The organism is Roseobacter cerffii (genome assembly GCF_054226325.1).
The window spans coordinates 3275589-3297263 of the sequence record NZ_CM135757.1 but is presented as its reverse complement, the minus strand read 5'-3'; the positions used below and the strand labels follow the sequence as shown (position 1 = coordinate 3297263).

The 21675-nt window shown below is 60.9% G+C and carries 17 protein-coding genes and 1 pseudogene; 10 read left to right on the top strand and 8 right to left on the bottom strand.

Going from position 1 to position 21675, the window contains the following annotated elements:
* Nucleotides 1–11 precede the first annotated feature (11 nt).
* From otnK to ACVC7O_RS15940, 7 genes and pseudogenes are all read left to right on the top strand, one after another.
* Complete coding sequence (otnK, locus tag ACVC7O_RS15970) at nucleotides 12–1280, top strand: 3-oxo-tetronate kinase (RefSeq protein ID WP_458323104.1); 1269 nt, start codon at nucleotides 12–14, stop codon at nucleotides 1278–1280.
* The gene (otnC, locus tag ACVC7O_RS15965) at nucleotides 1280–1927 is read left to right on the top strand and encodes a 3-oxo-tetronate 4-phosphate decarboxylase (protein WP_458323103.1); all 648 of its coding nucleotides are present in this window, start codon (nucleotides 1280–1282) and stop codon (nucleotides 1925–1927) included. Before otnK ends, otnC begins: the two co-directional genes overlap by 1 nt.
* The gene (locus ACVC7O_RS15960) at nucleotides 1927–2691 is read left to right on the top strand and encodes a hydroxypyruvate isomerase family protein (RefSeq protein WP_458323102.1); all 765 of its coding nucleotides are present in this window, start codon (nucleotides 1927–1929) and stop codon (nucleotides 2689–2691) included. The genes otnC and ACVC7O_RS15960 overlap by 1 nt, the downstream gene beginning before the upstream one ends.
* Before the next feature lie 157 nt (nucleotides 2692–2848).
* On the top strand, nucleotides 2849–3553 hold the full coding sequence (locus ACVC7O_RS15955) for a CoA transferase subunit A (RefSeq protein WP_458323101.1): 705 nt from the start codon (nucleotides 2849–2851) through the stop codon (nucleotides 3551–3553).
* Complete coding sequence (locus ACVC7O_RS15950; RefSeq protein WP_458323100.1) at nucleotides 3553–4176, top strand: 3-oxoacid CoA-transferase subunit B; 624 nt, start codon at nucleotides 3553–3555, stop codon at nucleotides 4174–4176. The genes ACVC7O_RS15955 and ACVC7O_RS15950 overlap by 1 nt, the downstream gene beginning before the upstream one ends.
* Nucleotides 4177–4363: 187 nt before the next feature.
* Nucleotides 4364–4681, top strand: a pseudogene (locus tag ACVC7O_RS15945) (PAS domain-containing protein); the annotation flags it as partial.
* A gap of 72 nt (nucleotides 4682–4753) precedes the next feature.
* Nucleotides 4754–7234, top strand: coding sequence for a bifunctional diguanylate cyclase/phosphodiesterase (locus tag ACVC7O_RS15940; RefSeq protein WP_458326105.1), 2481 nt, complete (start codon nucleotides 4754–4756; stop codon nucleotides 7232–7234).
* Between the two features lie 93 nt (nucleotides 7235–7327).
* Here the strand turns inward: ACVC7O_RS15940 and ACVC7O_RS15935 are convergent, their stop codons facing one another.
* The 6 genes from ACVC7O_RS15935 to ACVC7O_RS15910 all read right to left on the bottom strand — a co-directional run bounded on the left by ACVC7O_RS15935 (nucleotide 7328) and on the right by ACVC7O_RS15910 (nucleotide 15957).
* Nucleotides 7328–10660 (bottom strand): EAL domain-containing protein, encoded by a 3333-nt coding sequence (locus tag ACVC7O_RS15935; RefSeq protein ID WP_458323099.1) that lies wholly within the window; start codon nucleotides 10658–10660, stop codon nucleotides 7328–7330.
* A gap of 101 nt (nucleotides 10661–10761) precedes the next feature.
* A complete protein-coding gene (locus tag ACVC7O_RS15930; protein ID WP_458323098.1) occupies nucleotides 10762–11517 on the bottom strand; it encodes a cytochrome b561 domain-containing protein in 756 nt (251 codons plus the stop codon).
* Entirely contained in the window at nucleotides 11517–12389 is an 873-nt protein-coding gene (locus ACVC7O_RS15925; RefSeq protein WP_458323097.1) for a carbohydrate ABC transporter permease, read from the bottom strand. The genes ACVC7O_RS15930 and ACVC7O_RS15925 overlap by 1 nt, the downstream gene beginning before the upstream one ends.
* Entirely contained in the window at nucleotides 12389–13306 is a 918-nt protein-coding gene (locus ACVC7O_RS15920) for a carbohydrate ABC transporter permease (protein WP_458323096.1), read from the bottom strand. The genes ACVC7O_RS15925 and ACVC7O_RS15920 overlap by 1 nt, the downstream gene beginning before the upstream one ends.
* A gap of 182 nt (nucleotides 13307–13488) precedes the next feature.
* Complete coding sequence (locus ACVC7O_RS15915; protein ID WP_458323095.1) at nucleotides 13489–14841, bottom strand: extracellular solute-binding protein; 1353 nt, start codon at nucleotides 14839–14841, stop codon at nucleotides 13489–13491.
* A gap of 33 nt (nucleotides 14842–14874) precedes the next feature.
* Complete coding sequence (locus ACVC7O_RS15910) at nucleotides 14875–15957, bottom strand: ABC transporter ATP-binding protein (RefSeq protein ID WP_458323094.1); 1083 nt, start codon at nucleotides 15955–15957, stop codon at nucleotides 14875–14877.
* Between the two features lie 237 nt (nucleotides 15958–16194).
* On the opposite strand from ACVC7O_RS15910, the gene ACVC7O_RS15905 reads away from it, so the two are divergent.
* Nucleotides 16195–17148: a LacI family DNA-binding transcriptional regulator gene (locus ACVC7O_RS15905; RefSeq protein ID WP_458323093.1), complete on the top strand. Its 954-nt coding sequence runs from the start codon at nucleotides 16195–16197 to the stop codon at nucleotides 17146–17148.
* A 12-nt stretch (nucleotides 17149–17160) separates the two neighbouring features.
* Here the strand turns inward: ACVC7O_RS15905 and ACVC7O_RS15900 are convergent, their stop codons facing one another.
* Both ACVC7O_RS15900 and ACVC7O_RS15895 read right to left on the bottom strand, forming a co-directional pair.
* Nucleotides 17161–18087 carry a DUF5666 domain-containing protein gene (locus tag ACVC7O_RS15900; protein ID WP_458323092.1) on the bottom strand — a complete coding sequence of 309 codons (927 nt, stop codon included), beginning with the start codon at nucleotides 18085–18087 and terminating at the stop codon, nucleotides 17161–17163.
* Nucleotides 18074–18916, bottom strand: coding sequence for a DUF6502 family protein (locus tag ACVC7O_RS15895; RefSeq protein ID WP_458323091.1), 843 nt, complete (start codon nucleotides 18914–18916; stop codon nucleotides 18074–18076). The genes ACVC7O_RS15900 and ACVC7O_RS15895 overlap by 14 nt, the downstream gene beginning before the upstream one ends.
* Before the next feature lie 125 nt (nucleotides 18917–19041).
* On the opposite strand from ACVC7O_RS15895, the gene ACVC7O_RS15890 reads away from it, so the two are divergent.
* Both ACVC7O_RS15890 and ACVC7O_RS15885 read left to right on the top strand, forming a co-directional pair.
* A complete protein-coding gene (locus ACVC7O_RS15890; protein ID WP_458323090.1) occupies nucleotides 19042–19527 on the top strand; it encodes a fasciclin domain-containing protein in 486 nt (161 codons plus the stop codon).
* Nucleotides 19528–19550: 23 nt separating this feature from the next.
* Nucleotides 19551–21473: a fasciclin domain-containing protein gene (locus ACVC7O_RS15885; protein ID WP_458323089.1), complete on the top strand. Its 1923-nt coding sequence runs from the start codon at nucleotides 19551–19553 to the stop codon at nucleotides 21471–21473.
* Nucleotides 21474–21675: the final 202 nt, after the last annotated feature.

Genomic DNA, 21675 nt, shown 5'->3' with positions numbered 1-21675 from the left:
TTTGCACACTGATGACGACGCTATTGGGCTGTATCGCCGATGATTTCACCGGCGCGACCGATCTCGCGGGGCTTTTGGCCCGAAGTGGCGTGCAGGTGTCGCTGCGCATTGGTGTGCCCGAGGAGCGACCTCGGGACACGGCGTCTTTCGAGGTGATCGCGCTGAAGTGCCGAACGGCGCCGGTTTTAGAGGCGGTTGACGAATGCCGTGCCGCTCTGAGCTGGTTGCGAGAGGCCGGAGCGCAGCGTTTCTTCTGGAAGTATTGCTCGACCTTTGACAGCACGGCGGAGGGCAATATCGGTCCTGTGGCCGAAGCGCTGATGGCTGATCTTGGTGTCCGCCAGACCATCTACTGCCCTGCATTCCCCGAGAACGGTCGGTCGATCTTCATGGGCAATCTCTTTGTGGGTCAGCAGCCGCTGGCCGAGAGCCCGATGAAAGATCACCCATTGACCCCGATGCGCGACAGCAACCTGATGCGCTTGCTTGCACCTCAGGTGACAGGTGCCACCGGGCTCGTGGATCGGCTGACCGTCGCCCGTGGCGCAGATGCGATCCGGCAGGCGCTGGATGATTTGGCATCGCAAGACATCGCGCATGTGATCACCGATGCGGTCGCCGACGCGGATCTGCAGCAGATCGCCGGAGCTTGTCAGGCCATGCCGCTTCTCACCGGGGGGAGCGCACTGGCGATGCCGCTGCCCGCGCTCTATGCCGCCGAGGGGCTGCTGCCGCAGGAGGTTGACGAGAGATCCAGACCGACCGTTGGACCGGGGGCTGTTGTGCTGTCGGGAAGCTGCTCGGCGATGACACGCGCGCAGGTCGCGGCCTATCAGGCCAAGGCCCCGAGCTATCGCCTGAATCCCATCCGCCTTGTGGCAGAGGGCACCGGAGCCGCAAAAGAGTGGCTTGCAGACCAAAGCATGGATGCTGCGCCGATCATATATGCCACGGCGGAACCCGAGGATGTGAGGGCCGCTCAAGCTGAGCTCGGCACGGCACAGGCGGGCGCGGTGGTCGAGGCTGCATTGGCCGAGTTCGCAACCCTCGCCCGTACGCAGGGTGCCCGCCGGTTCGTTGTCGCGGGGGGCGAAACCTCCGGCGCCGTGACGCAGGCGCTCGGTGTTGCGCGGCTCGACATCGGCGCTGAAATCGCGCCGGGCGTCCCGTGGACCTATTGTAAGAGCGGGGGGCATGAGATTGCCCTGGCCCTGAAATCCGGGAACTTCGGCACGGAAGGCTTCTTTGCAGAAGCTTTGGCCGCTTTGGAGAAGACCTGATGCGAGACACGGCGCTGCGCGAGCAAATCTGCCTACTGGCAAAGTCGATGTTCGACCGTGGGCTCACCGGGGGCAGCACGGGCAATATTTCGGCCCGCACCGAGGATGGAGGGCTGCTGGTCTCACCAACCGGTACGAGCTTTGGTCGGCTCGATCCGGCCCGGCTTAGTCATTTCAACGTGGAAGGGAATCTCCTCGATGGCGATCCGCCGACGAAGGAAATGCCGCTGCATGCTGCGTTCTACGACACGCGCAGTACGGCGGGTGCCGTGGTCCATCTGCATTCGTGTCATTCCGTGGCGTGGTCGATGATGCCGGAGGTTGATCCGGACAACTTCCTGCCGCCGCTAACGCCTTACGCGATCATGAAGCTCGGTCGCGTGAAACTCCTGCCGTTTTATCGGCCCGGTGATCCTGCGATGGGTGAGGCCGTGCGCGGCCTTGCCGGAAAGCGCACGGCGGTGATGCTGGCCAATCATGGCCCTGTGGTCGCAGGAAAGGATGTGGAAGCCGCCTGCAACGCGATTGAAGAACTGGAGGACACAGCGCGGCTCGCCATGCTCATGCGCGGCTATGAGGCACGGACGCTGTCAGAGGACCAGGTGACCGATCTTGTCACGCATTTCGATGTGGAATGGGACGACTGATGCAGTTCTCTGCAAATCTCGGGTTTCTCTGGACAGACAGATCTTTGCCCGATGCCATCCGCGCCGCCAAGATCGCTGGCTTCGACGCCGTGGAGTGCCATTGGCCCTATGATGTGCCCTCGGCCGACGTCGCTGCTGCGCTGATCGAGACGGGTCTGCCGATGCTGGGCTTGAATACGCGCCGGGGCGATGTGGGGGCCGGAGAGAACGGGCTGTCTGCGCTGGTTGGCCGTGAAGATGAGGCGCGAGCCGCGATTGATGATGCCTTGGCCTATGCCGCTGATATTGGTGCCAAGAATGTCCACGTGATGGCGGGGTTTGCCGAGGGTGCAGAGGCGCATGCCTGCTTTCGTCGGGCGCTCATATATGCTTCTGATCACGCGGCAAAGCAGGGCGCCACTATATTGATTGAGCCATTAAACCATTATGACGCACCTGGTTACTTCCTTGGAACAACGGATCAGGCCGCGCAGGTGATTGGCGAAGTTGGTGCGCCCAATCTCAAGCTGATGTTCGACTGTTACCACGTTCAGCTGATGGAAGGGGATCTGACCCACCGGCTGGAAAAACTGCAGCCGATCATCGGCCACATCCAGTTTGCGAGCGTGCCGGATCGGGGGCCACCTGATCAGGGTGAAGTCAACTACCCTCATGTTTTTGAAACCATCCAGAAACTCGGGTTCGGTGGGCCGATTGGGGCCGAATACAAACCGACCGGACCGACAGACGCGTCCTTGGCCTGGATTGCACCTTATCGCCGCTAATCGCTGCTCTCGGACCGCTTTGAACGCCCGCTTTATTGTGCAGCTGCAGAAATCGGGTTGCACAGCATGCCGCCGCGCGAAACAGTCACACCGAGATTCGATAGCATCTAGCGCGCTCTCCGAATGACGAGACGCGCCCCGAGCACATGGGGGTTTCATGACGAAAGTATTTGAGACGGCGTCTTCGGCGCTGGAGGGTGTTCTGCACGACGGGATGCTGATCGCGGCGGGGGGCTTTGGCCTCTGCGGCATCCCCGAGCTGCTGCTGCAGGCGATCAAGGAGGCAGGCACCAAGGACCTCACCTTTGCTTCCAACAACGCGGGCGTCGACGATTTCGGCATCGGCATCCTGTTGCAGACGCGCCAGGTCAAGAAGATGATCAGCTCCTACGTCGGCGAAAACGCGGAATTCATGCGCCAGTACCTGAGCGGTGAGCTCGAGCTCGAGTTCAACCCGCAAGGCACGCTTGCCGAGCGGATGCGCGCGGGCGGCTGCGGCATCCCGGGCTTCTACACCAAGACCGGCGTCGGCACGGTGATCGCCGAGGGCAAGGAGCACAAGGAGTTTCGCGGCGAGACCTACATCATGGAAGAGGGCATCTTTGCCGATCTGTCCATCGTGAAGGCGTGGAAGGCGGACCCTTCGGGCAACCTGATGTTCCGCAAGACGGCGCGGAATTTCAACCCTCCGGCGGCGATGTGCGGGAAGGTCTGCGTGGCCGAGGTGGAGGAGATCGTGCCGCTGGGATCGCTCGATCCCGACACGATCCACCTGCCCGGCATCTACGTGCACCGCATCGTGCAGGGACAGCACGAAAAACGGATCGAGCAACGCACTGTACGTCAGAAGGAGACCGCTTGATGCCCTGGGACCGGAACGAGATGGCCGCGCGTGCGGCGGAGGAGCTGGAAGACGGCATGTACGTCAACCTCGGCATCGGCATCCCCACGCTGGTGGCGAATTACGTGGGCGACAAGGACATCACGCTGCAGTCCGAGAACGGCATGCTCGGCATGGGCCCCTTCCCCTTCGAGGGCGAGGAGGATGCCGACCTGATCAACGCCGGCAAGCAGACCATCACCGAGCTGCGCCGCACGTCCTACTTCGACAGCGCCACCAGCTTCGGCATGATCCGCGGCGGCAAGATCGCGGCGGCGATCCTGGGCGCGATGGAGGTGGCCGAGAACGGCGATCTGGCGAACTGGATGATCCCGGGCAAGCTGGTGAAGGGCATGGGCGGTGCGATGGACCTGGTCGCGGGCGTGGGCCGCGTGATCGTGGTGATGGACCACACCAACAAGCATGGGGACTCGAAGCTGCTGCGGGAATGCACCCTGCCGCTGACGGGCCAGGGCGTGGTCGACCGGATCATCACGAACCTCGGGGTGCTGGATGTGGTCGAGGGCGGTTTGCGCATCGTCGAATGTGCCGAGGACGTGAGCGAGGCCGAGCTGCGCACCGCCACAGAGGCAACGATTGTTTGAGGGCACGATCAGTCGGGAGGTTGACGCCCTGGATACCATGTCCGCGTGCGAACAGCGCTCGTGCAATGGCTACTTTAAAGGCGTGCAAAGCTACGGGAAATAGTACGCTTAAATCGAGTAGATTTTTAAGTGATAACGAGACCTTAAAAGCATTTTCATATCCCTGACGCGGATTTGTCAAAGGGATATGATGCGCGGAGAGGGGTCCTCAGACGCTGGGTCGTTGACATCGCCGCTGGTTGAAGCGCTGGCGGTGCCCGCATTCCTTTTGGCAGCAGACCAAACCGTGATCGCAACAAATGCGTTGGCCCGATCCATCTTTGAGACGGATCCAGGTGAACGGTTGTGCGGAAAAGACCTCCACTCACTGATCAGCCCAACGCACATCACTCCAGTCAAGGCGCATCTGAAGCAGATGTCGCATGGCAACGCTCCCCTAGACACGGCGATTGTGCCGTTTGCGCGAGCGGGTAGGGTCCACATCTTTTCGGTCTCCGCCTTGCGAGATGATCAGCAGGGTATCAGAGGGTTTCTCTGTCAATGCGCCGATACCGTCCAGAGGCATGACGACCTTCGTATGTGGCAATCGCTGCCTGATGACGTGCCACAGCGGACATGGCATTTCGACGTCCTCGATGGCGCGCTGCCGCTGCGCCCCAGCGCTTCTCAAGGGTTTGCGGAGCCAGTCTCAGGCACGCTGTCGGACTACTTGAACCTGGTCCACCCGCAAGATCGCAAAAACCTTGAAAGCGCCCTGGCAGCTCTGGTGTCGACCGTCGATGAGCAGTTTGGCCTGTCCTACCGGATCAAGATGGCAGATGGCGTATTCTTCACGGTGTTCGGGACCGGCAAGGTAAGCGCCCGTTCTGATGATCATGTTCCGACAGAGATCGTCATCACGGAGATGGATATTCGGGGTTATGCCGAGACCCCGGAGGGGGTCACCAGTTTGGCCGAAAGCGAGCGTCGCTGGAAAACGGCGGTTCTCAGCGCCAACCAGGGGGTGTGGGATCATGATTTCGAACGCGGGCGACATTTCCTGTCGAAGACCTGGCGGGATCTTCGCGGGCTGGGTGAGAGCGATCCGGTTCCGGAAACCACCGACGACTGGCTGACGACCATTCACCCGCAGGATCTCGCACATATCTGTGAAGAGCTGCGTCGCATCGACGATGGCGAGACCGACGTCATTAATTACAAGTTCCGCCAACGTCACGGCAATGGGAGCTGGGTCTGGTTCCTGAGTAGGGGGCGCGTCGTCAGGCGGGATGCGGCTGGTTTGCCTGCGAGGATCATCGGGACGGACATCGACATCACCGATATCAAAACGGTTGAGGTCGAGAGTCAGCGTATGGCCGAGCGGCTTGATGTGGCCATGGAAGCAGCCGGAATGGCGCGCTGGGAGTACAATGTGAACAGCAACCAGGCATTCTGGGATGACCGGTTGCTCAAGATGTTTGGCGTGACCGACGGGCAAAATCTGCGTTCGGGCGATGAATGGAGCACGTTCATACATCCAGATGACCGCGCCGCTGCCGTCGCCTATACCGAGACATGTCTGCACGAAGGGCGGGACGTAGCGCATGACTACCGTTTGCTGACGCGCGACGGTCGGGTCCGTCACATCCGCACGCGCGGCAAGTATGTGAACGACACCGAAACAGGCCCCCGATACTACGGGGTGAATTTCGATATCACGCAGGACAAGCTCCGCTCGCAGGAGCTTGAAGACGCGCGCGCCCGGCTGGAGCATGAAAGCCGACACGATGCGTTGACCGGGCTGGCCAATCGAAGACGGCTGGATGATGTCTACACGAGCTACGTCAAGACGGCCGGAGCGAGTGGCGCGCGCCTTGCTGTGCTGCATTTCGACATCGACCACTTCAAACAGATCAATGACACGATGGGACATGACGCCGGTGATGCGACGCTGAAACATGCGGCCGATATCCTCCGCCGCAACACGCCTGAGAGCGCGCTGGTCTCTCGCGTCGGCGGCGATGAATTCGTCGCGCTGTTTTTCGACGCGCCGGAAGATGCTGCGCTGGAGGACATCGCCCAGAAGATCATCGACGAGATGTCGCGCCCGTTCTTCTATGGATCGCAGGAGTGCAACATCGGCACCAGCATCGGGATTGCTGTCACCGATGGATTGGTGACAGCAGACCACAACATGTTCATTGATGCGGATCTTGCGCTCTACGAAGCCAAAAAGGCGGGGCGCGGGCGCTATCGGTTCTACAGCGCGACGATGAAGGAGGAGGCGCGCCGCCGGAAGAATTCCTTTGATGCGTTGCTCGCCGGGTTCGATCAGGGCGAGATCACATGCCACTATCAGCCGCAATTCGATGCCAAGACGCTGGAACTCACCGGTCTCGAGGCGCTTGTGCGATGGGAAAGTGCCAAGTTCGGTCTTATCATGCCGGAGGAATTCCTGCAGACAGCCGAGGATATGGGGCTGCTTGCGCAATTCGACGAATTGGTCCTCCGCCGGGCTCTCTATGATATGGATCGCTGGCGAGACGCGGGCTTTGCCGTGCCGCCAATCTCTGTCAATGTGTCGGCCCACCGACTTAACGACCCCAGCCTCGCAGACCGTCTGCGCGAGCTCGATCTGCCAGCAGGAACACTGTCCTTCGAACTTCTCGAGTCGGCCTTTCTGGACGCTCGAAACGACGTGATTGACAAGAACCTCAGAGTGATCAGTGAGATGGGCATCGACATCGAGATTGATGATTTCGGCAGCGGGCACGCATCCATTGCGAGCCTGCTTCAGATCGCTCCGAAACGCCTCAAGATCGACCGTACGCTGATCCAACCGATCGTAAATTCTGAGCGGCAGCGCGAGTTGGTTCGAACCATTATTGGCATCGGCAAGATGCTCGACATCCGCGTGGTTGCCGAGGGCGTCGAAACGGCGGCACATGTGCCGATTCTGAAAGACATGGGCTGTTGTTATTTGCAGGGCTATGGCCTGGCCCGCCCAATGGACGCCGATGCGCTTCGCGAATTTCTCGCCAATCTGATGCGAAGCGAAGGCCGATTGATGCTGGCTTGAGCTGTGAGGCGTATCCCTCCATCCGGCGCGCACGCAGCGCTTCGTGGTGCCTTGTCGCCCTCCCGACGATAGGTGATGGAAGATAGCGCGGGTCTAGCCGCGATGCCGCCCTTTGCGGTTTGTCTCGAGGTACCGCATCAAAGCCGGCAGGCTCAAGGGGCGGGAGAAGTGGTAGCCCTGCAAACGCCCTGCACCCAATTCGCTCAGAATCCGTGCCTGATCAGCGGTCTCCACGCCTTCGGCGATCACGCCGATGTCGAGCGCATGCCCAATATCGATCATCGACTTCACGAGCCGTGTGGCGTTGTTGCCTTGTGCCATGGGTGAGACCAGGCGCCGGTCGATCTTGAGACGGTCCGGCGCAATCCTTTGTAGAGCAACAATAGATGCACGCCCGCTGCCAAAGTCATCCACTTCAAGAGAAATGCCCATCTCGCGCAACTGGTCCAGTTGCAACATGAACGCCTCGCTTTCCTCTTCAAGAAAGATGGTTTCCAGCAATTCGAAGGCGACCTCTCCGGAATAGGCGCGCGAGAGCCGCCCGATCTCAGCAATTTCTTCGAATTGCAGCCGGTTGGCGCTCACATTGAAGGAAAGACTAGGTCGCTGTTCCATGCCTTGAAAGGCGGTTTCACATTCGCCTATCGCCCGCTCGAAGATCATGCGGTCTATGTCAGCAACCACATTCAGATCGGTCGCGACACCCAAGAAGCTGTCCGGCATCAGGATGCCCGCGCTGGAGTGAGACCAACGGGCCAGCGCCTCGACACCGACGACCGCACCGGTGCGCGCGTCCACCTGAGGCTGGTAATGCGGCATGAATTCCTGCGCTTCGAGACCTCGCATGATGTCGTCGGCGAGGCGCTTGGTGGCGCGCATCTCTTCGATGTCCCCGCGGTCGAAGATTGCGACCTGACCGCGCCCGGCGCGTTTCGCTTTGTAAAGTGCGACATCGGAATTGGTCAGAAGATCTTCCTCATCCGCAAGTGGTGTGCGTGCGATGCCGATAGAGGCACCAAAGCGACACTCTCGCCCTTCAAAGACCGCGGGTCTCGCAAGATCAGCCAAAAGTGCTTCGGCCAGGTGCTCGGGGCGCGTGCTGCCTTCGGGAACCTCGAGCAGGATCACAAATTCATCGCCGCCAATCCGGGCCACCACATCGCTTTCTCGCACATTGGCGCGAATGCGACGTGCGACATCGATCAGGACGTGGTCCCCAGCGGCGTGGCCGATAGTGTCATTGATTTGCTTGAAACGATCGAGGTCGATGTGCAGCGCGGCCAGTTCCCCGCCGTTTTCGCGGCGCGCCCGTGAGAGCGCATCGAATTGCTCAGACAGATACCGCCGGTTGCCCAACCCGGTCAGCTGGTCGTGCAGCGCCTTGAAGGTGATCTGCTGGTTCGCCTCTTCCAGCTGCTTGGCATAGGTCTCCATCGCGCGGCGCTGGCGCACGGTCTCGGTCACGTTCAAGCGCAGAACAAGCGTCTCTCCGTTCTCTGATCGCGACCGGATGATGCGATAATGCGTGTCATCGGCAAACTCGAAGTCCTCCTCCCCCTTCTGCACCATCTCGGGGGTCACGTAATTTTCCAGCCATTCCTCCTCGCGGCCTTGTGCCGCGGGCACACGACCATTCTTGATGGCCAATCGGACCACGTCGGTGACGTGCATCCCGGTGGAAATCTGGTCGGGGCGCTCCACCACTGATGCGGCGAAGGCGGGGTTCCAGACCACCAGGTTCAAGTCCTTGTCGTAGATTGAGAAGGGGTCTGGAAAGGCGTTGATCGCCGAGATCAGACGATCCTGGCTCTCTTCCAATGCACGACGCTGTTTGACGAGCTCGGTTGTATCGACCCTCACGACGATCAGATCACCGTTCTCCGAGCGCGATCGAAGAACGCGATAGTGCCGCCCCCCCTTGACCTCGACGTCGAATGGTTCGCTCACCTCAACACTCGACTGAATGGTATCGTGCAGCCATTCCTCTTCGCGACCGATAGCTTGCGGGAAACGATCGTTGCGCAGACCTAGGCGCATGGCCTCTTCCAGCGTCATGCCCTGTCGCAGATCAGCTGGATTGTCTGTCAGAACCTCCGCATAGCTCTCGTTCCAGATGGCCAACCGCGAGTCGCTGTCGTAGATGCAGAACGGGGCCGGGTACGCGCTGATCGCGGACAAAAATCGCCCCTGAAGCTCTTCGGCGGAGCGCCTTTGGCGAACAAGCTCGGTCGTGTTCATCTGGATTATGACGAAGTCGCCGTTTGGGGCTTGGCTGCGCAGAACCCGACGATGCAAATCACCGGGAAGCTCGATGTCGGTCTGCGGTGACATCTTGGCGATGCTGCCGGACATCGGATCTGGTGATTGGGGTCGACCCGCAGTTTGGACAGCAAAACGCGCGTTTGCGAGGCCAATGGCGTGCACCTCGGCGCTGGTCATACCGACGCGGAGATCATCCGGAGTGTCGGTGATCGACTGCGTGAAGGCGTCGTTCCACATCACCAGCCGCTCGTTCGTGTCGTAGATCGCAAAGGGATCGGGGTAGGCGTTCAGGGCCGCGATCGTACGCGCATGGGTTTCGGTCGACTGCCGACGCTGGCGCACGATTTCAGAGATGTCGAGGCGGATGACAACCCAGTCTCCGTTATCGGCGACGCTACGCAAGATCCGGTGATGCACGTCACCGGGCAATTCGATGTCTTCGGCGGTTCGAGGGATCTGATCAGGATCGTTCAGGCGGTCAAAATAGGCCTCCCGGCCCTGTGATGGCACGTCAAGCTGCCCGCAGTCGAACGCATGGTTCATGACATCGCGGATGTGCATGCCGGGCTGGATTGCGTCGGGGGTTGTCGACATGGAGGCCTTGTAGGCGGTGTTGCCGACGACCAACCGCATCTCTTTGTCGTAGATCACGAAGGGGTCGGGGTAGGCGTTGATGGCCGAGAGAAGGCGGGTCTGAGTGGCCAAGAGTTCGCGGTACATGCCTTCTTGCTCGGCCAGCAGCGCGTCCTGGTCCTGCAGAGCCTTGGCCGCCGCGTCTTCCCGAGCCTTGAGGTCCGAGATGTCGCGGAAGGTCGCGCAACTATACCGCCCGCCGGTCTCCTCATCATCGAAGGCGAAAAAGGAGATGCTGGCCCAGAATTTGCTGCCATCTGATCGGATGCAGGTGGTTTCGACCTGAAACGTCCGTTTGCCCGCTTCGAAAAGCGGCGCAACCTTGGCGACATAGGCGTCCCAGCTGTCCGGGTCGTGTACGATATCCACGCGGGCGCCCAGAACGTCCTCGGTGTCATAGCCAAAGAGGGCGCCGTAGGACGGGTTCACATAGACCAGCCGGGCCGTCTCGTCCGAGGGGCCGCGATAGCCAATGCCGACGGCATCCTGCGTCAGCGATAAGAAATCATTTAGGACGTCCGACAGTTGCATGAACCGGCCCTGGTTTCGATCACCAGTTCATACGATCCATTGGTTACTCTAAGCGTAATCTTAAAGTTTTAGCGAAACGCCGCCCAAGCCATCCAGCGCGCTTATTGACCGCTTGCGTGGTTGTGATCCGAAGCGCGTGTGGCATGAGATCCAGCGCGAAACCGTCTGATCCCGAGGCCGATCGGCTTGCGTTGGTTGCCGGGCAGTGACGGGTCGGGCCCCCAGATCGCCTGATAGGTGTCGACCGCCATGCCGCGGCGCTGCAGGACAGCTGATGCCACGATCAGCCCGGCCCACCAGAGGCAGAGCGCGATCCACATCCAGTTCGGCCCGTTGGCCTGCCAGAGCCCCGACAGGATCGTAGCTGCTGAGAGAAGAAGCGCCGTGTACCCGGCGCCCTTGTGCAGATACTCAAAGACAAGACGTCGGGCCGTCATGTCATAGTGGTCCCCATGCAGCGACCCGTCAGGCGCGGGTTCGGTCGGGCCACCCTTGGTCCCACGGAAGATGCCACCCAGGACCTGCACAAGCGCGAGCGCGAGCACGGCCCACCCGAGCATCTGGTGCGGGCCCGGGATCGCGGCAAGGGGCGGTGCTCGCAGGATCAGCCACAGGCCCAGCACCATCAGCAGGCAGGCTGAATACTGACAGAAGCGGTGGGTGTTCCACCAGAAGTGATGATCAAGCGTTTCGGGCCAGTTCTGGCCGGGTGCAATCTTGAAGTATCGCGCGATGAAGATGCCCACCGGGACAAGCACGCCCCAGGCGAAAACCATGATCCGGGCGTGCCAGCTCAGGTGCCAGCCGACCTCATGCGGGCGCGCGACATCCATCGGGGCGAGCAGCCACTCCCACATCAGCCCTTGACCGCGCCTGCTGTCATGCCGGTGATGATCTGGCGCGACGCCACGAAGGTGAAGATGATCGGCGGGATGGCAAGCAGCATGCCCGTGGCCATGATCACCCCCCAATCGATATCGAATTCGGTGATCGAATTCACGATGGTCACTGGCACGGTGCGCGAGTTGCGGTCGGCAAGCGCATTGGCCAACAGGAACTCGTTCCACGCCACCCGGAAGGTGAAGATCGCCGCCGCCGCCAGCCCCGGCTTGATCAGCGGCAAGACAACGAGGAAGAAGACCTGGAAGGGCCCCGCGCCATCCATGCGCGCAGCCTCTTCCAGCTGGATCGGCACCTGCACGATGAAACTCTGCAGGATCCAGATGACGAAGGGGAGGTTCATCGCCACGTATACCAGAATGATCCCCGCGCGTGTGCCGTCGATCTGGAACTGGAAGGTCCAGATCCCAAAGACAGGCACCAGCAGCACCGCGGGGGGGACCATGCGCATGGCCAGCGTCGAGAGCGAGACCGTATCGCGCCCCATGAAACGAAAGCGCACCAGCGCGTAGGCCGCCATGCAGCCGATCACCAGCGTCAGCACCGTCGAGACCAGAGCGATGATCAGCGAGTTGACCAGCGCGCGCCCAAAGGTCTTGTCGCAATAATCGATGTGCGGCGCCTCGTACCACAGGAAATCACAGAGCGCGGTCTCGTAGTTGCGGATCGTCGGCATGAAGAGCAGCGAGGAGCTGTCCGACATGATGTCCACGTTCAGCTTGAGCGATGTGGTCAGCATCATCACGATGGGCCCAACGGCCATAACCACCAGTGCTACGAGCAATGCGTAGAAGGCGGGGTTCTGTCGGTCGTAGATATTCTCGGCCATCAGAGATCCTCCTCGGCCGCTTTGCGCAGCCGCGCCGTGCGGGCCTCGACCGCCTTGTTGTAGGCGAACATCGCGAAGGTCAGGATCACCAAGAGTATCAGCAAGTAGTTCGACATGGCTGCGGCTTCGCCGAGTTCCCGGAATTCGGACGCGGTTCGAGAGATGCGCAGCGACAGGATTTCGGTCGACAGCCCAGGCCCGCCGTTGGTCAGCACGAGGATCACCTCCAACACCTTGAAAGCGTCGATGAGGCGCAAGAGCAGCGTGACGATCAGCACTGGCATCATGAGCGGCAGCTTGATGTAGACGATCTGCTGCCAGCCGGTGGCCCCATCGATGCGCGCGGCTTCCATCGCCGACTGCGGCAGGGATTGCAGCGCTGCCAGGGACAGAATGAAGATGAACGGCGTCCATTGCCAGATGTCTGCGATGACCACCGAGGCAAAGGCCCAACTGCCGTCGCTCAGCCAGGGGATTGGCTCGAACCCCATCGATTTCAGCGTGCGATTAAAGATGCCGACCGACGGGTGGTACATGTAGCGCCACATCAGGCCGACGACGATGGGTGCAATCATCATCGGCAGGATGAACAGCGTGCGCAGCAGAGACATGCCACGGATGTTGCGGTCGAGCAGCAGCGCGAGGCCTACGCCCAGCACCATCTCGATGGTCACGACCACGGCGGCGAACTTCAGCGTGACGAAGAAGCTTTCGAGAAAGGCGTCGTCGCTGAGCAGGTTGATGTAGTTGCGCAGGCCCACGAATTCGGCCTCGCCAATGCGCTGGCTGGGGTTCCAGTCCAGGAAGCTGGCGTAGATCATGTAGCCAATCGGGTAGAGTAGCGCGACAGCCATGACCAGCGCCGCAGGGGCGAGGAAAAGGTAGGGCGTCAGCCGATTTGCGTTGGCAACTTGCATGGGCTCAGGGTCCGTGCTGCGGGTGCTGTGGTGGATGGCCGCGGCGCGGGTTTGATGCGCCGGGGCTGTGGTTGGTTTCCCGAGGCTCCTTGGCAGCTATTGGCGCCCAGAGAGCAGAGGGGGTGGGGCCGCAGGTTTCCTTTGGAAACCTACTTATCCCGCTCGGTCAGCGGAGCTGACCGTTATTGCCAGGAGTAATACCCGGCCTCGTCCATGATGGCGCGCGCTCGCTCAGCGACACCGTTCAGCGCTTCCTGCGGGTCGAGGCCCTCAGTCAGCACCTGGCTCATCGTCGTGCCGATATCAGCGTTGATCTTGCCCCATGTGGGGATGATCGGGCGCCAGTCCGGGTCAGCATACTTGAGCGCTTCGCCAAAGGTGGCCGAGTAGGGGTACTTTTCGTTCAGCTCCGCGTTTTCATAGGTCGAGAAGCGCGAGGGGTTGCCGCCCGCCATTGCCACCATCAGATCGCCCTTCTTGGAGGTCAGCCACTGCATGAGCAGAAAGGCCGCTTCCTTGTTCTGGGCGTTCTTTGGGATGGCGATGCCGAAGCCGCCGGTCTGGCTGCCGCGGCGGACACCTTCGGGGTGCAGCGCATAACCGACCTTACCAGCCACTGTCGATTTGCTTGGGTCTTCAAAGCCCGCGGCGAAGGCGATGCTGTCCATGAACATGGCCGCTTGCCCTTGCTGGAAGGCCGCCGCGGCCTCGGCAGGGCCAAAGGTTTGCGAGCCTTCCGGGCCGCAATCCACAATGGTTTTCAACGCGTTGGCGGCTGCGACACCAGCCTCGTTGTTGATGATCGGCTCCCAAGCGTCGTCAAAGACGCGTCCACCCAGCGGGGCGAGATGCAACAGGAAGGCATGGCTCGCCTGGTGGCCCGAAGCCGCACGCGAGGCCATGCCACCCATACCTGGCTCAACCTCAGGGATTTTGCAGGCCGCATCGAGCAGTTGGTCATAGGTCTCGGGTACCGGAATGCCGTGCTTTTCAAAAATGTCCTTGCGGTAGGCCAGCACGGACGTCTCGGAGCCAAATGGGATGCCAAATGCGGAACCCAGCTGCCCGGGTAGGTAGCCTTTCTGGCCACCAGCCACGCCGATGTTCTCCACATAGCCCGAGATCAGATCCGCCTGATCGTAGTTGGGATCAGCCAGCGCGGGGTTCATGAAATACTTGGCCAGGTTCTCCAGCTGGTCGGCGTAGACATAATCCGCCTTGGAAAACACCACATAGGCGATCATGTCGTAGTCACCTTCGCGCTTGGTCAGCTCCAGTGTCTGCCGCTCGCGCATCTTCAGGTACTGCAACTGGTCCACCTCGACCTCGATGCCTGTCTCTTCGGTAAATGCGGGCAGCACCTTCATCATCGCGTTGTAATGCGGGTGCGCGGGCACGTTGATCACCAGCGTCGTGCCCTCGTAAGGCTCATAAGGGTTGGCGAACGCAGCGCATGCGAGCGTCGCAGAAACCGCCGTCCCCGTCAGGATTGTCTTGACCGCTGTACCGGTCAGCAACTTAGTGAGTGATAGCATTCTTCAGTCCTCCCTGATGCTGTTCTTGATGTGTCAGAGCCGAAGCCCGGACGTTTTGTCGAAAATCATGATTTCATCGGTGAGCACGCCAAAGGTTTGCTCGGTGCCAGACCGGACGGGCGCGGCGCTCTGTGTTTCAACGAGTATTTCGGCCCCGCCACAGCGCGTGACCAGAACGGATTGGGCGCCCAGATATTCGGAAACAGCCACCTTGAGCTCAATGGGAGCCCCTTGTGTCAGATCAGTGGTGAAGCTGGACGGGCGCAGCCCCACGGTCACCTGGCGATCCGTGGCGCTGGCCAGCCGTGCGCCCGTCTCGGTTGTCAGCGGCAGGGCAAACCCGTCACCGCGGGCCCAGAGCGTGCCCTTCTCGTCGACCAACTCTCCATCGACGAAGTTCATTGTCGGCGCACCGATAAAGCCAGCCACGAACTTGTTCACCGGCGCCTTGAAGAGCTCTTCGGGCGTGCCCTGCTGCTGGATCAGCCCATCGCTCATCACCACGATGCGATCGCCCAGCGTCATTGCCTCGACCTGATCGTGGGTCACATAGACCATGTTCTTGTCGATGGTGTCGCGCATCTCAGCCAATTCAGCGCGCATCTTGCCGCGCAGCTTCGCATCGAGGTTCGAGAGCGGCTCGTCAAAGAGAAACGTGCCCGCATCGCGGACGAGCGCGCGCCCCATCGCCACCCTCTGCCGCTGACCGCCCGACAGCTCCGCCGGCTTGCGATCCAGCAGATGCGCAATATTCAGCATTTCGGCCACGCGCTGCACCTTGGCCTCGATCTCGGACTTCGAGACGCGCGCCAGTCGCAGCGCAAAGGACATGTTTTTTGCGATATTCATATGCGGGTAGAGCGCGTAGTCTTGGAAGACCATGGCGAGATCGCGCTCTTTCGGGTCCAGACGGCTGATTGGCTTGTCATCGAAGAATATCTCGCCGCTGGTCACGGTCTCCAAGCCCGCGAGCATGCGCAGAGTCGTGGATTTGCCGCAGCCCGAGGGGCCGACCAAAACCGTGAATTCCCCGTCGTCGAGGCTGAGATCGAACGGCGGCAGAACCTCCACGACCCCATAGCTCTTGGATACCTGATCAAACACGATGCGTGGCACATGTCCCCCCAGCGCCAAATTCCGAAGAAAGCCTCCCAGCTTCGAGACCCAGAGTGCCCAAAGGGCTTCCAATAGCGAAGGGAAAAAGCCAAAATGAACGTTAGCGTTAACGTTTTGAGTGACGTATCTGTATGATAATATTTGACAAAACCACGTGAGCATTGGCCCGTATCTGTGAGTAAAACCAAGCGGCCAGCAAAGATCGAAGACGTCGCGGCCCGCGCGGGCGTCAGTATCATGAGCGTCTCGCGTGCGATCCGAGGTGTTGATGGCGTGTCGGAAAAGACACGTGCGGAGATCCTCAAGATCGCGCGGGCCATGAAGTACGTGCCCAACAGCAACGCCCGGTCGCTGGCCGTGGCGAACTCGAACCTAATCGGGATTTCGCTGCCTACGTTTGCTGGAGAGGTGTTCGCTGATATTCTAAACGGGATGCGACGCACCTTCGATTCCGCCGGATACTCGAGCGTTATCGATACCACCGAGTACAACCCCGAGGCCGAGCTGAACTGGGTCCGACGGCTGCTGTCGTGGCAGCCCGCGGGTATCATCCTGACCGGTCTGGATCACAAGCCTGAGACGGTTGAGTTGTTGCGGGCGTCGCCGATCCCGGTGCTGGAAATCTGGGATCATACCGACACGCCAATCGATATCTGCGTCGGGATCGATCACTACAAGGCCGGGCAGATGATCGGGGAGCACGCGGTTGCCTTGGGGTATCAGCGCCCCGCGTTTGTGAGCGCGCCGCGGGGCCATGACACCCGCGCGGATGCACGGCTCGAGGGGCTGCGCGATGTGTTTTCGCGCGCGAGGGGCGCACCTGTTCTGTCCGCTCGGCCAGAGTCCGGGAACTCCTTTGCGACGGGGTTTGATGGAACGGCGCAACTTCTGGACACGGCCGCGCCCGACATCATCTGTTATCTCAATGACCATATGGCTTTTGGCGGTTTGATGTGCTGCCAGATGCGCGGTCTGTCCGTGCCGAACGACATGGGGATTGCGGGGTTCAATCAGCTTGATCTGGCCAGCGTCCTGCCGAAGAAGCTGACGACGGTGCGTACGCTGCGCCGTTTGATGGGCATTACCGGTGCCACAAACCTGCTGGCGCGGATCAATGGCGTGTCGGTGGACACATCAAAGCCGCTGCCGTTGGAGCTCATTTCCGGCGAGACGACCCGACAACAAGCGTAGTCTGGTAGACGGTCAGCCGTTGGCGATCCGGCGCAGGAGTTGGCGCCGCTGCTCTTCGGCTTCGGGCAGGATCACAGCATTTTGTGCCGCGAAGCGGCCCGTGTAGGCGCCGTTGAACAACACGCGGGCGCCTGCGTACCGCTGCAAATCGAGATTGCGCTCAAAACTGTGGCCGAGCCCTGCAATGCGGTAGCCGGGCGCGCGCGGCGTGGGTGTGAGATAGCCCTCGATCGACAATCGAGCCAAGGTGCCCGCCGCGCCAACAAAGCGCGTTGTCGTCAGATCAGTGGTCCGCATCATGCCCTGATCGGCATCAAAGCGTCCCACCGCGCTGGCAAAAGACCCGTTGATCAGCCCCGCCACACCACGACCGCGCGTGGGGATGCCGCCGATGGTCACCACACCGCCGGCGCGCGCGACGTCGCCTGACACCAGATCAAGATTGCCTTTTGGAGCCGAGACACGGCTTGCCACAACATCGCCGCCCTGCCACAAGCCCGACACCGCGATGCGGTCCCCGGGGGCGGGCAGAGCCGTGTCTTGCCCGATAAAAACCGAGACCCCGTTCACGGTTACGCGGCGATCATCTGCGGTCACGGCCGACACCGTCCCCACGACCGGCCTCGTGACATAGATGCGCCGCGCCACCAGGGCATCGGCGGGCCCAACGGCTTCGACCGTCAGGCTGTCGCCAAGACGGAGATCATCGGCGGCCACCCTGCCAAACCCATCGCTGAAGGCGGTTCTATCGTCGGTCAGAATCCGATTGCCGCTCACGACCAGATCGCCGACCTCCGTCAGGACACCGACGATACCCGTGCCACCGATTCCACCTTCGGCCTCACGTTCGTTCGGTTGTGGCCACGCAACGCTGGGCCACAGAAGCCCCGAGAGACTAACAGCAAGAGCAGAGCGGCGAGAGAATTTACCCGTCGTCATCGGTGGACGTTCCTTTTGTGTCAGCGTCTTCGTCTTCCCTGTAGAAGAAAACGCCAAATCTGAAGCGATGAGTTGCGGATGGCTTGGAAGTGTCCTGCGCCTGCTTGCCACCAGCCAGCGCATTGATATGCAGCAACCCATTCTGGCCGATCTGCCGCGCTTCAGCCTCGATAGCGTCGACGGAGGACGCATCGAGGTTGTTGTAAAACACGGCGCGTTCCAGAAATGCCGGATCATCCGACAGCAGATTGTCCACCGCGGCCTGCATATGATCGCCGAGGTTGTGGGCAAAGAGATGCAGTTTCTGGTCGGTATCGGCGGAGCCAACGAGCCCCTCCGACAGTAAACGCACCTCGTCGTCGTCGAGCTCGGCAATGCCCTGCCGCGTCAATTCATCGAGCACGGTGCGGGGGCGAATGTCGCGGCTGATCGATTGCACCAGGGTCTCGAAACTGGGCCCGTCTGTCGCGAAGCGGGGCAGGGCACGCGGGGCGCCCTCTTGAACAAATGCGGGGTCTGACATCCAGCGGCCCACGACCGTCAGTAGGATCGAGACCTTGCGCTGTGTTTCGGTGCTTTCAGTCTGATCTCGTGCGCGGAACTCCTTGACGTCGCGCCGGTGCACGCCGGTCATCACGTTTACACGGCTGTCGGTTGCAGCCTCACCCAGGTCATCGACCGCCACCTCCACATAGGTCTGCTTGACGATGCGGTAGAGCGCCGGTGCGGTGACGCCTTGTGCGATCAGGGCGCGCACCAGCGGACGCAAAATACGCCGCACCGCCCGCTCGAAAAGGCCGGACCTAGAGAAAGGATCGCGCACTGTCATGCAGCGACAATCTGCGATGGTGTGAAAAAATTCCACAAAAAACTTGCCTCTGCGGCGGAGTGTCCCAAATAGCCGATCAGAGATGTGTGAAAAATGCACACATACAAAAGTCGGAGGACATTTCCATGAAGCTGCTTAGCCTTTTCAAAGCGTCGGTTCTTGCCGGAGCCCTTGCCGTTGCAGGGTGCGCAACCACCACCAGTGACCCGGACATCGTTGAGGTCGCGCAGTCGGCAGGATCGTTTAACACGCTCGTCGCTGCCGTCAGCGCGGCGGATCTTGTCGATACTTTGAAGGGGGATGGCCCGTTCACCGTCTTTGCGCCGACGGATGACGCCTTTGCAGCGCTGCCGGACGGGACTGTCGAAACCCTCCTCAAGCCTGAGAACAAAGACCAGCTGACGGCGATCCTGACCTACCACGTTCTGCCGGGCAAGGTGATGGCGGCGGACCTCGCGGGCCAGCGTCTAAGCCCCGCAACGGTCAACGGCAAGACGGTGCATGTGGACGGCCGCAATGGCGTCAAGGTCAATGATGCGACCGTGACCGCAGCTGACATCGAAGCCTCGAACGGTGTCATCCACGTGATCGACAAAGTTCTGTTGCCCTGATCCGGAATTGAAAGGAGACCAAAATGACAACTTTCACTTTCACGGGTTTTGCCTCTGCCGATCTCTTTGGTGACGATCAGATCGCATCGCATGCCAGCTTTACGATGCCCGGCGCCGCGACCCTGGAGTTTACAGTCACGGATGACGACAGTCGGCTGTCCGGGGATGCCCGGCGCAACGAGCGTGGCGATGACCGCTCTGGCCAACAGGCCGAGATCCTGCGCGATGGCGAGGAGGTCGGAAACGGCGGCACGCTCTACGCCGAGCAGGTCTGGCATCTCTACGGCGACGACGGCAGGGCCTATCGCCTGGTTGAATTGGAGCAGCCAGGTCACTTGCCAGACAGCTTCACCTTCCTCGGCCCGGTCCCGCCCGCTGGCGTGACGCTGACCGTGGGCAATAACGTGAACGTCTTCCGCGGCGTGAGCTATGACCAACTCTCTGCGGGCGCCCTGCCGCAACCTACACCCAACATCGTCGACATCGCTTCAGGATCGGATGACTTCAACATCCTCGTTCAAGCGCTCACCGCGGCCAATCTTGTGGATGCTGTCCGCGACTCCAATGACATCACAGTGTTCGCTCCGACCGACGCAGCCTTCACAGCGCTCGCGGTCGATCTGGGGTTTGACGGCGATACTTCGGATGAAGGTGCAGTCTTCGGCTTCATCGCCTCCGCACTTGCGGGTCTGGCGCCCGATGGCGACCCGATCCCATTGTTGAGCGATATCCTTCTCTATCACGTTTCACCAGGTGCCAAGACGGCTGCGGAAGTGGATGCGGCGGATCAGGTCGCAACGTTGCTTTCCGGCGCCACCTTTGGCTCAGAGGGAACGGAGTTGGTTGACAATGAGCCGGACGTTGCGAACCCGAACATCGTCGGCCCGGATGTTGGTGCGGCCAATGGCACGATCCAGATCATTGATCGGGTGCTGCTGCCCATCGACATTCCCGGAAACGAACCGACGGAACCGGAGCTTCCAACCCTCGCGGGGATCGTTGCCGCCAGTGGTGGAACATTCGATCAGGATGGCACCGATTTCGACTTGCTGCTGACCGCCGTGCAGACCGCAGGGTTGGTGGGCGCGCTCGACGATCCGGAGGCCGATCTCACCGTCTTTGCGCCGAACGACGCGGCCTTTGTCGGTCTGTCGCAGGCTCTGGGCTTTGAAGGTGCCGATGAGGGTGAGGCCTTTGCCTATCTGGTTGAGGCGCTGACCCTGCTCGGCGGCGGCGATCCGATCCCGTTGCTGACAGAGGTGTTGACCTACCACGTGGCTCCAGAGGCGCTGGGGTCTGAACAGGTTCTTGCGGCAGACGAGATCGATACGCTGCAGGGTGGAACCCTCGGCGTGGATGGCACAAGTCTTGTCGATGCCGACCCGGACGTGCCGAACCCGAATCTGATCGCGACGGATATCCCGGCCTTGAACGGGATCGCGCACGTGCTGGACGGTGTTCTTCTGCCCGCTGATCTTCTGCAGTCGGACGGATCGAATGATGTGGATTTCATCATCGATGATGACACCAGTAGCCTGATCCGCACCGGTCGTGACAACGACCTGGTCGATGGCAACGGTGGCGATGACAAGATCCTGCTCGGACGTGGCGACGACGTGGGTGTTGGCGGCGACGGCAATGACTTCATTGCCGGTGGCCGTGGCAAGGATGTGATCACCGGCGGCTTGGGCGATGACAAGCTATTTGGCGGGCGCGATGCAGACATTTTCATCTTCAACACCGGCGACGGGAACGACCGCATCATCGCGTTCGAAGATGGTGTTGACCTCATCGATCTCAGCGGCACGGAGTTTGAAAGCTTCGCGGAACTCGAAGGCGGCATTCACGTCCGCGACAACGGGGTCGTGATCAATCTTGGTGACGATCAAAGCATCTTCGTTCAGAGCGCACGTCTGGAACTCTCCGAAGACGACTTCCTGTTCTAAAAGACGCGCCGGGCCGTCGGTTGAGATCGACGGCCCGGACCACATGTAGCATGCGCTGCAGAAGGCTTTCGACCCGCGGCGATCACCCCGGCCAATCCATTCTGGACCGTCCGGCTCTCGCCAATAAAGAAAGCCGTGGCCTCCACATTCCGGGCCGCTCATGGTGGCGGCAAATTGGCCTTCCACTTCCCCCAAAAATCGG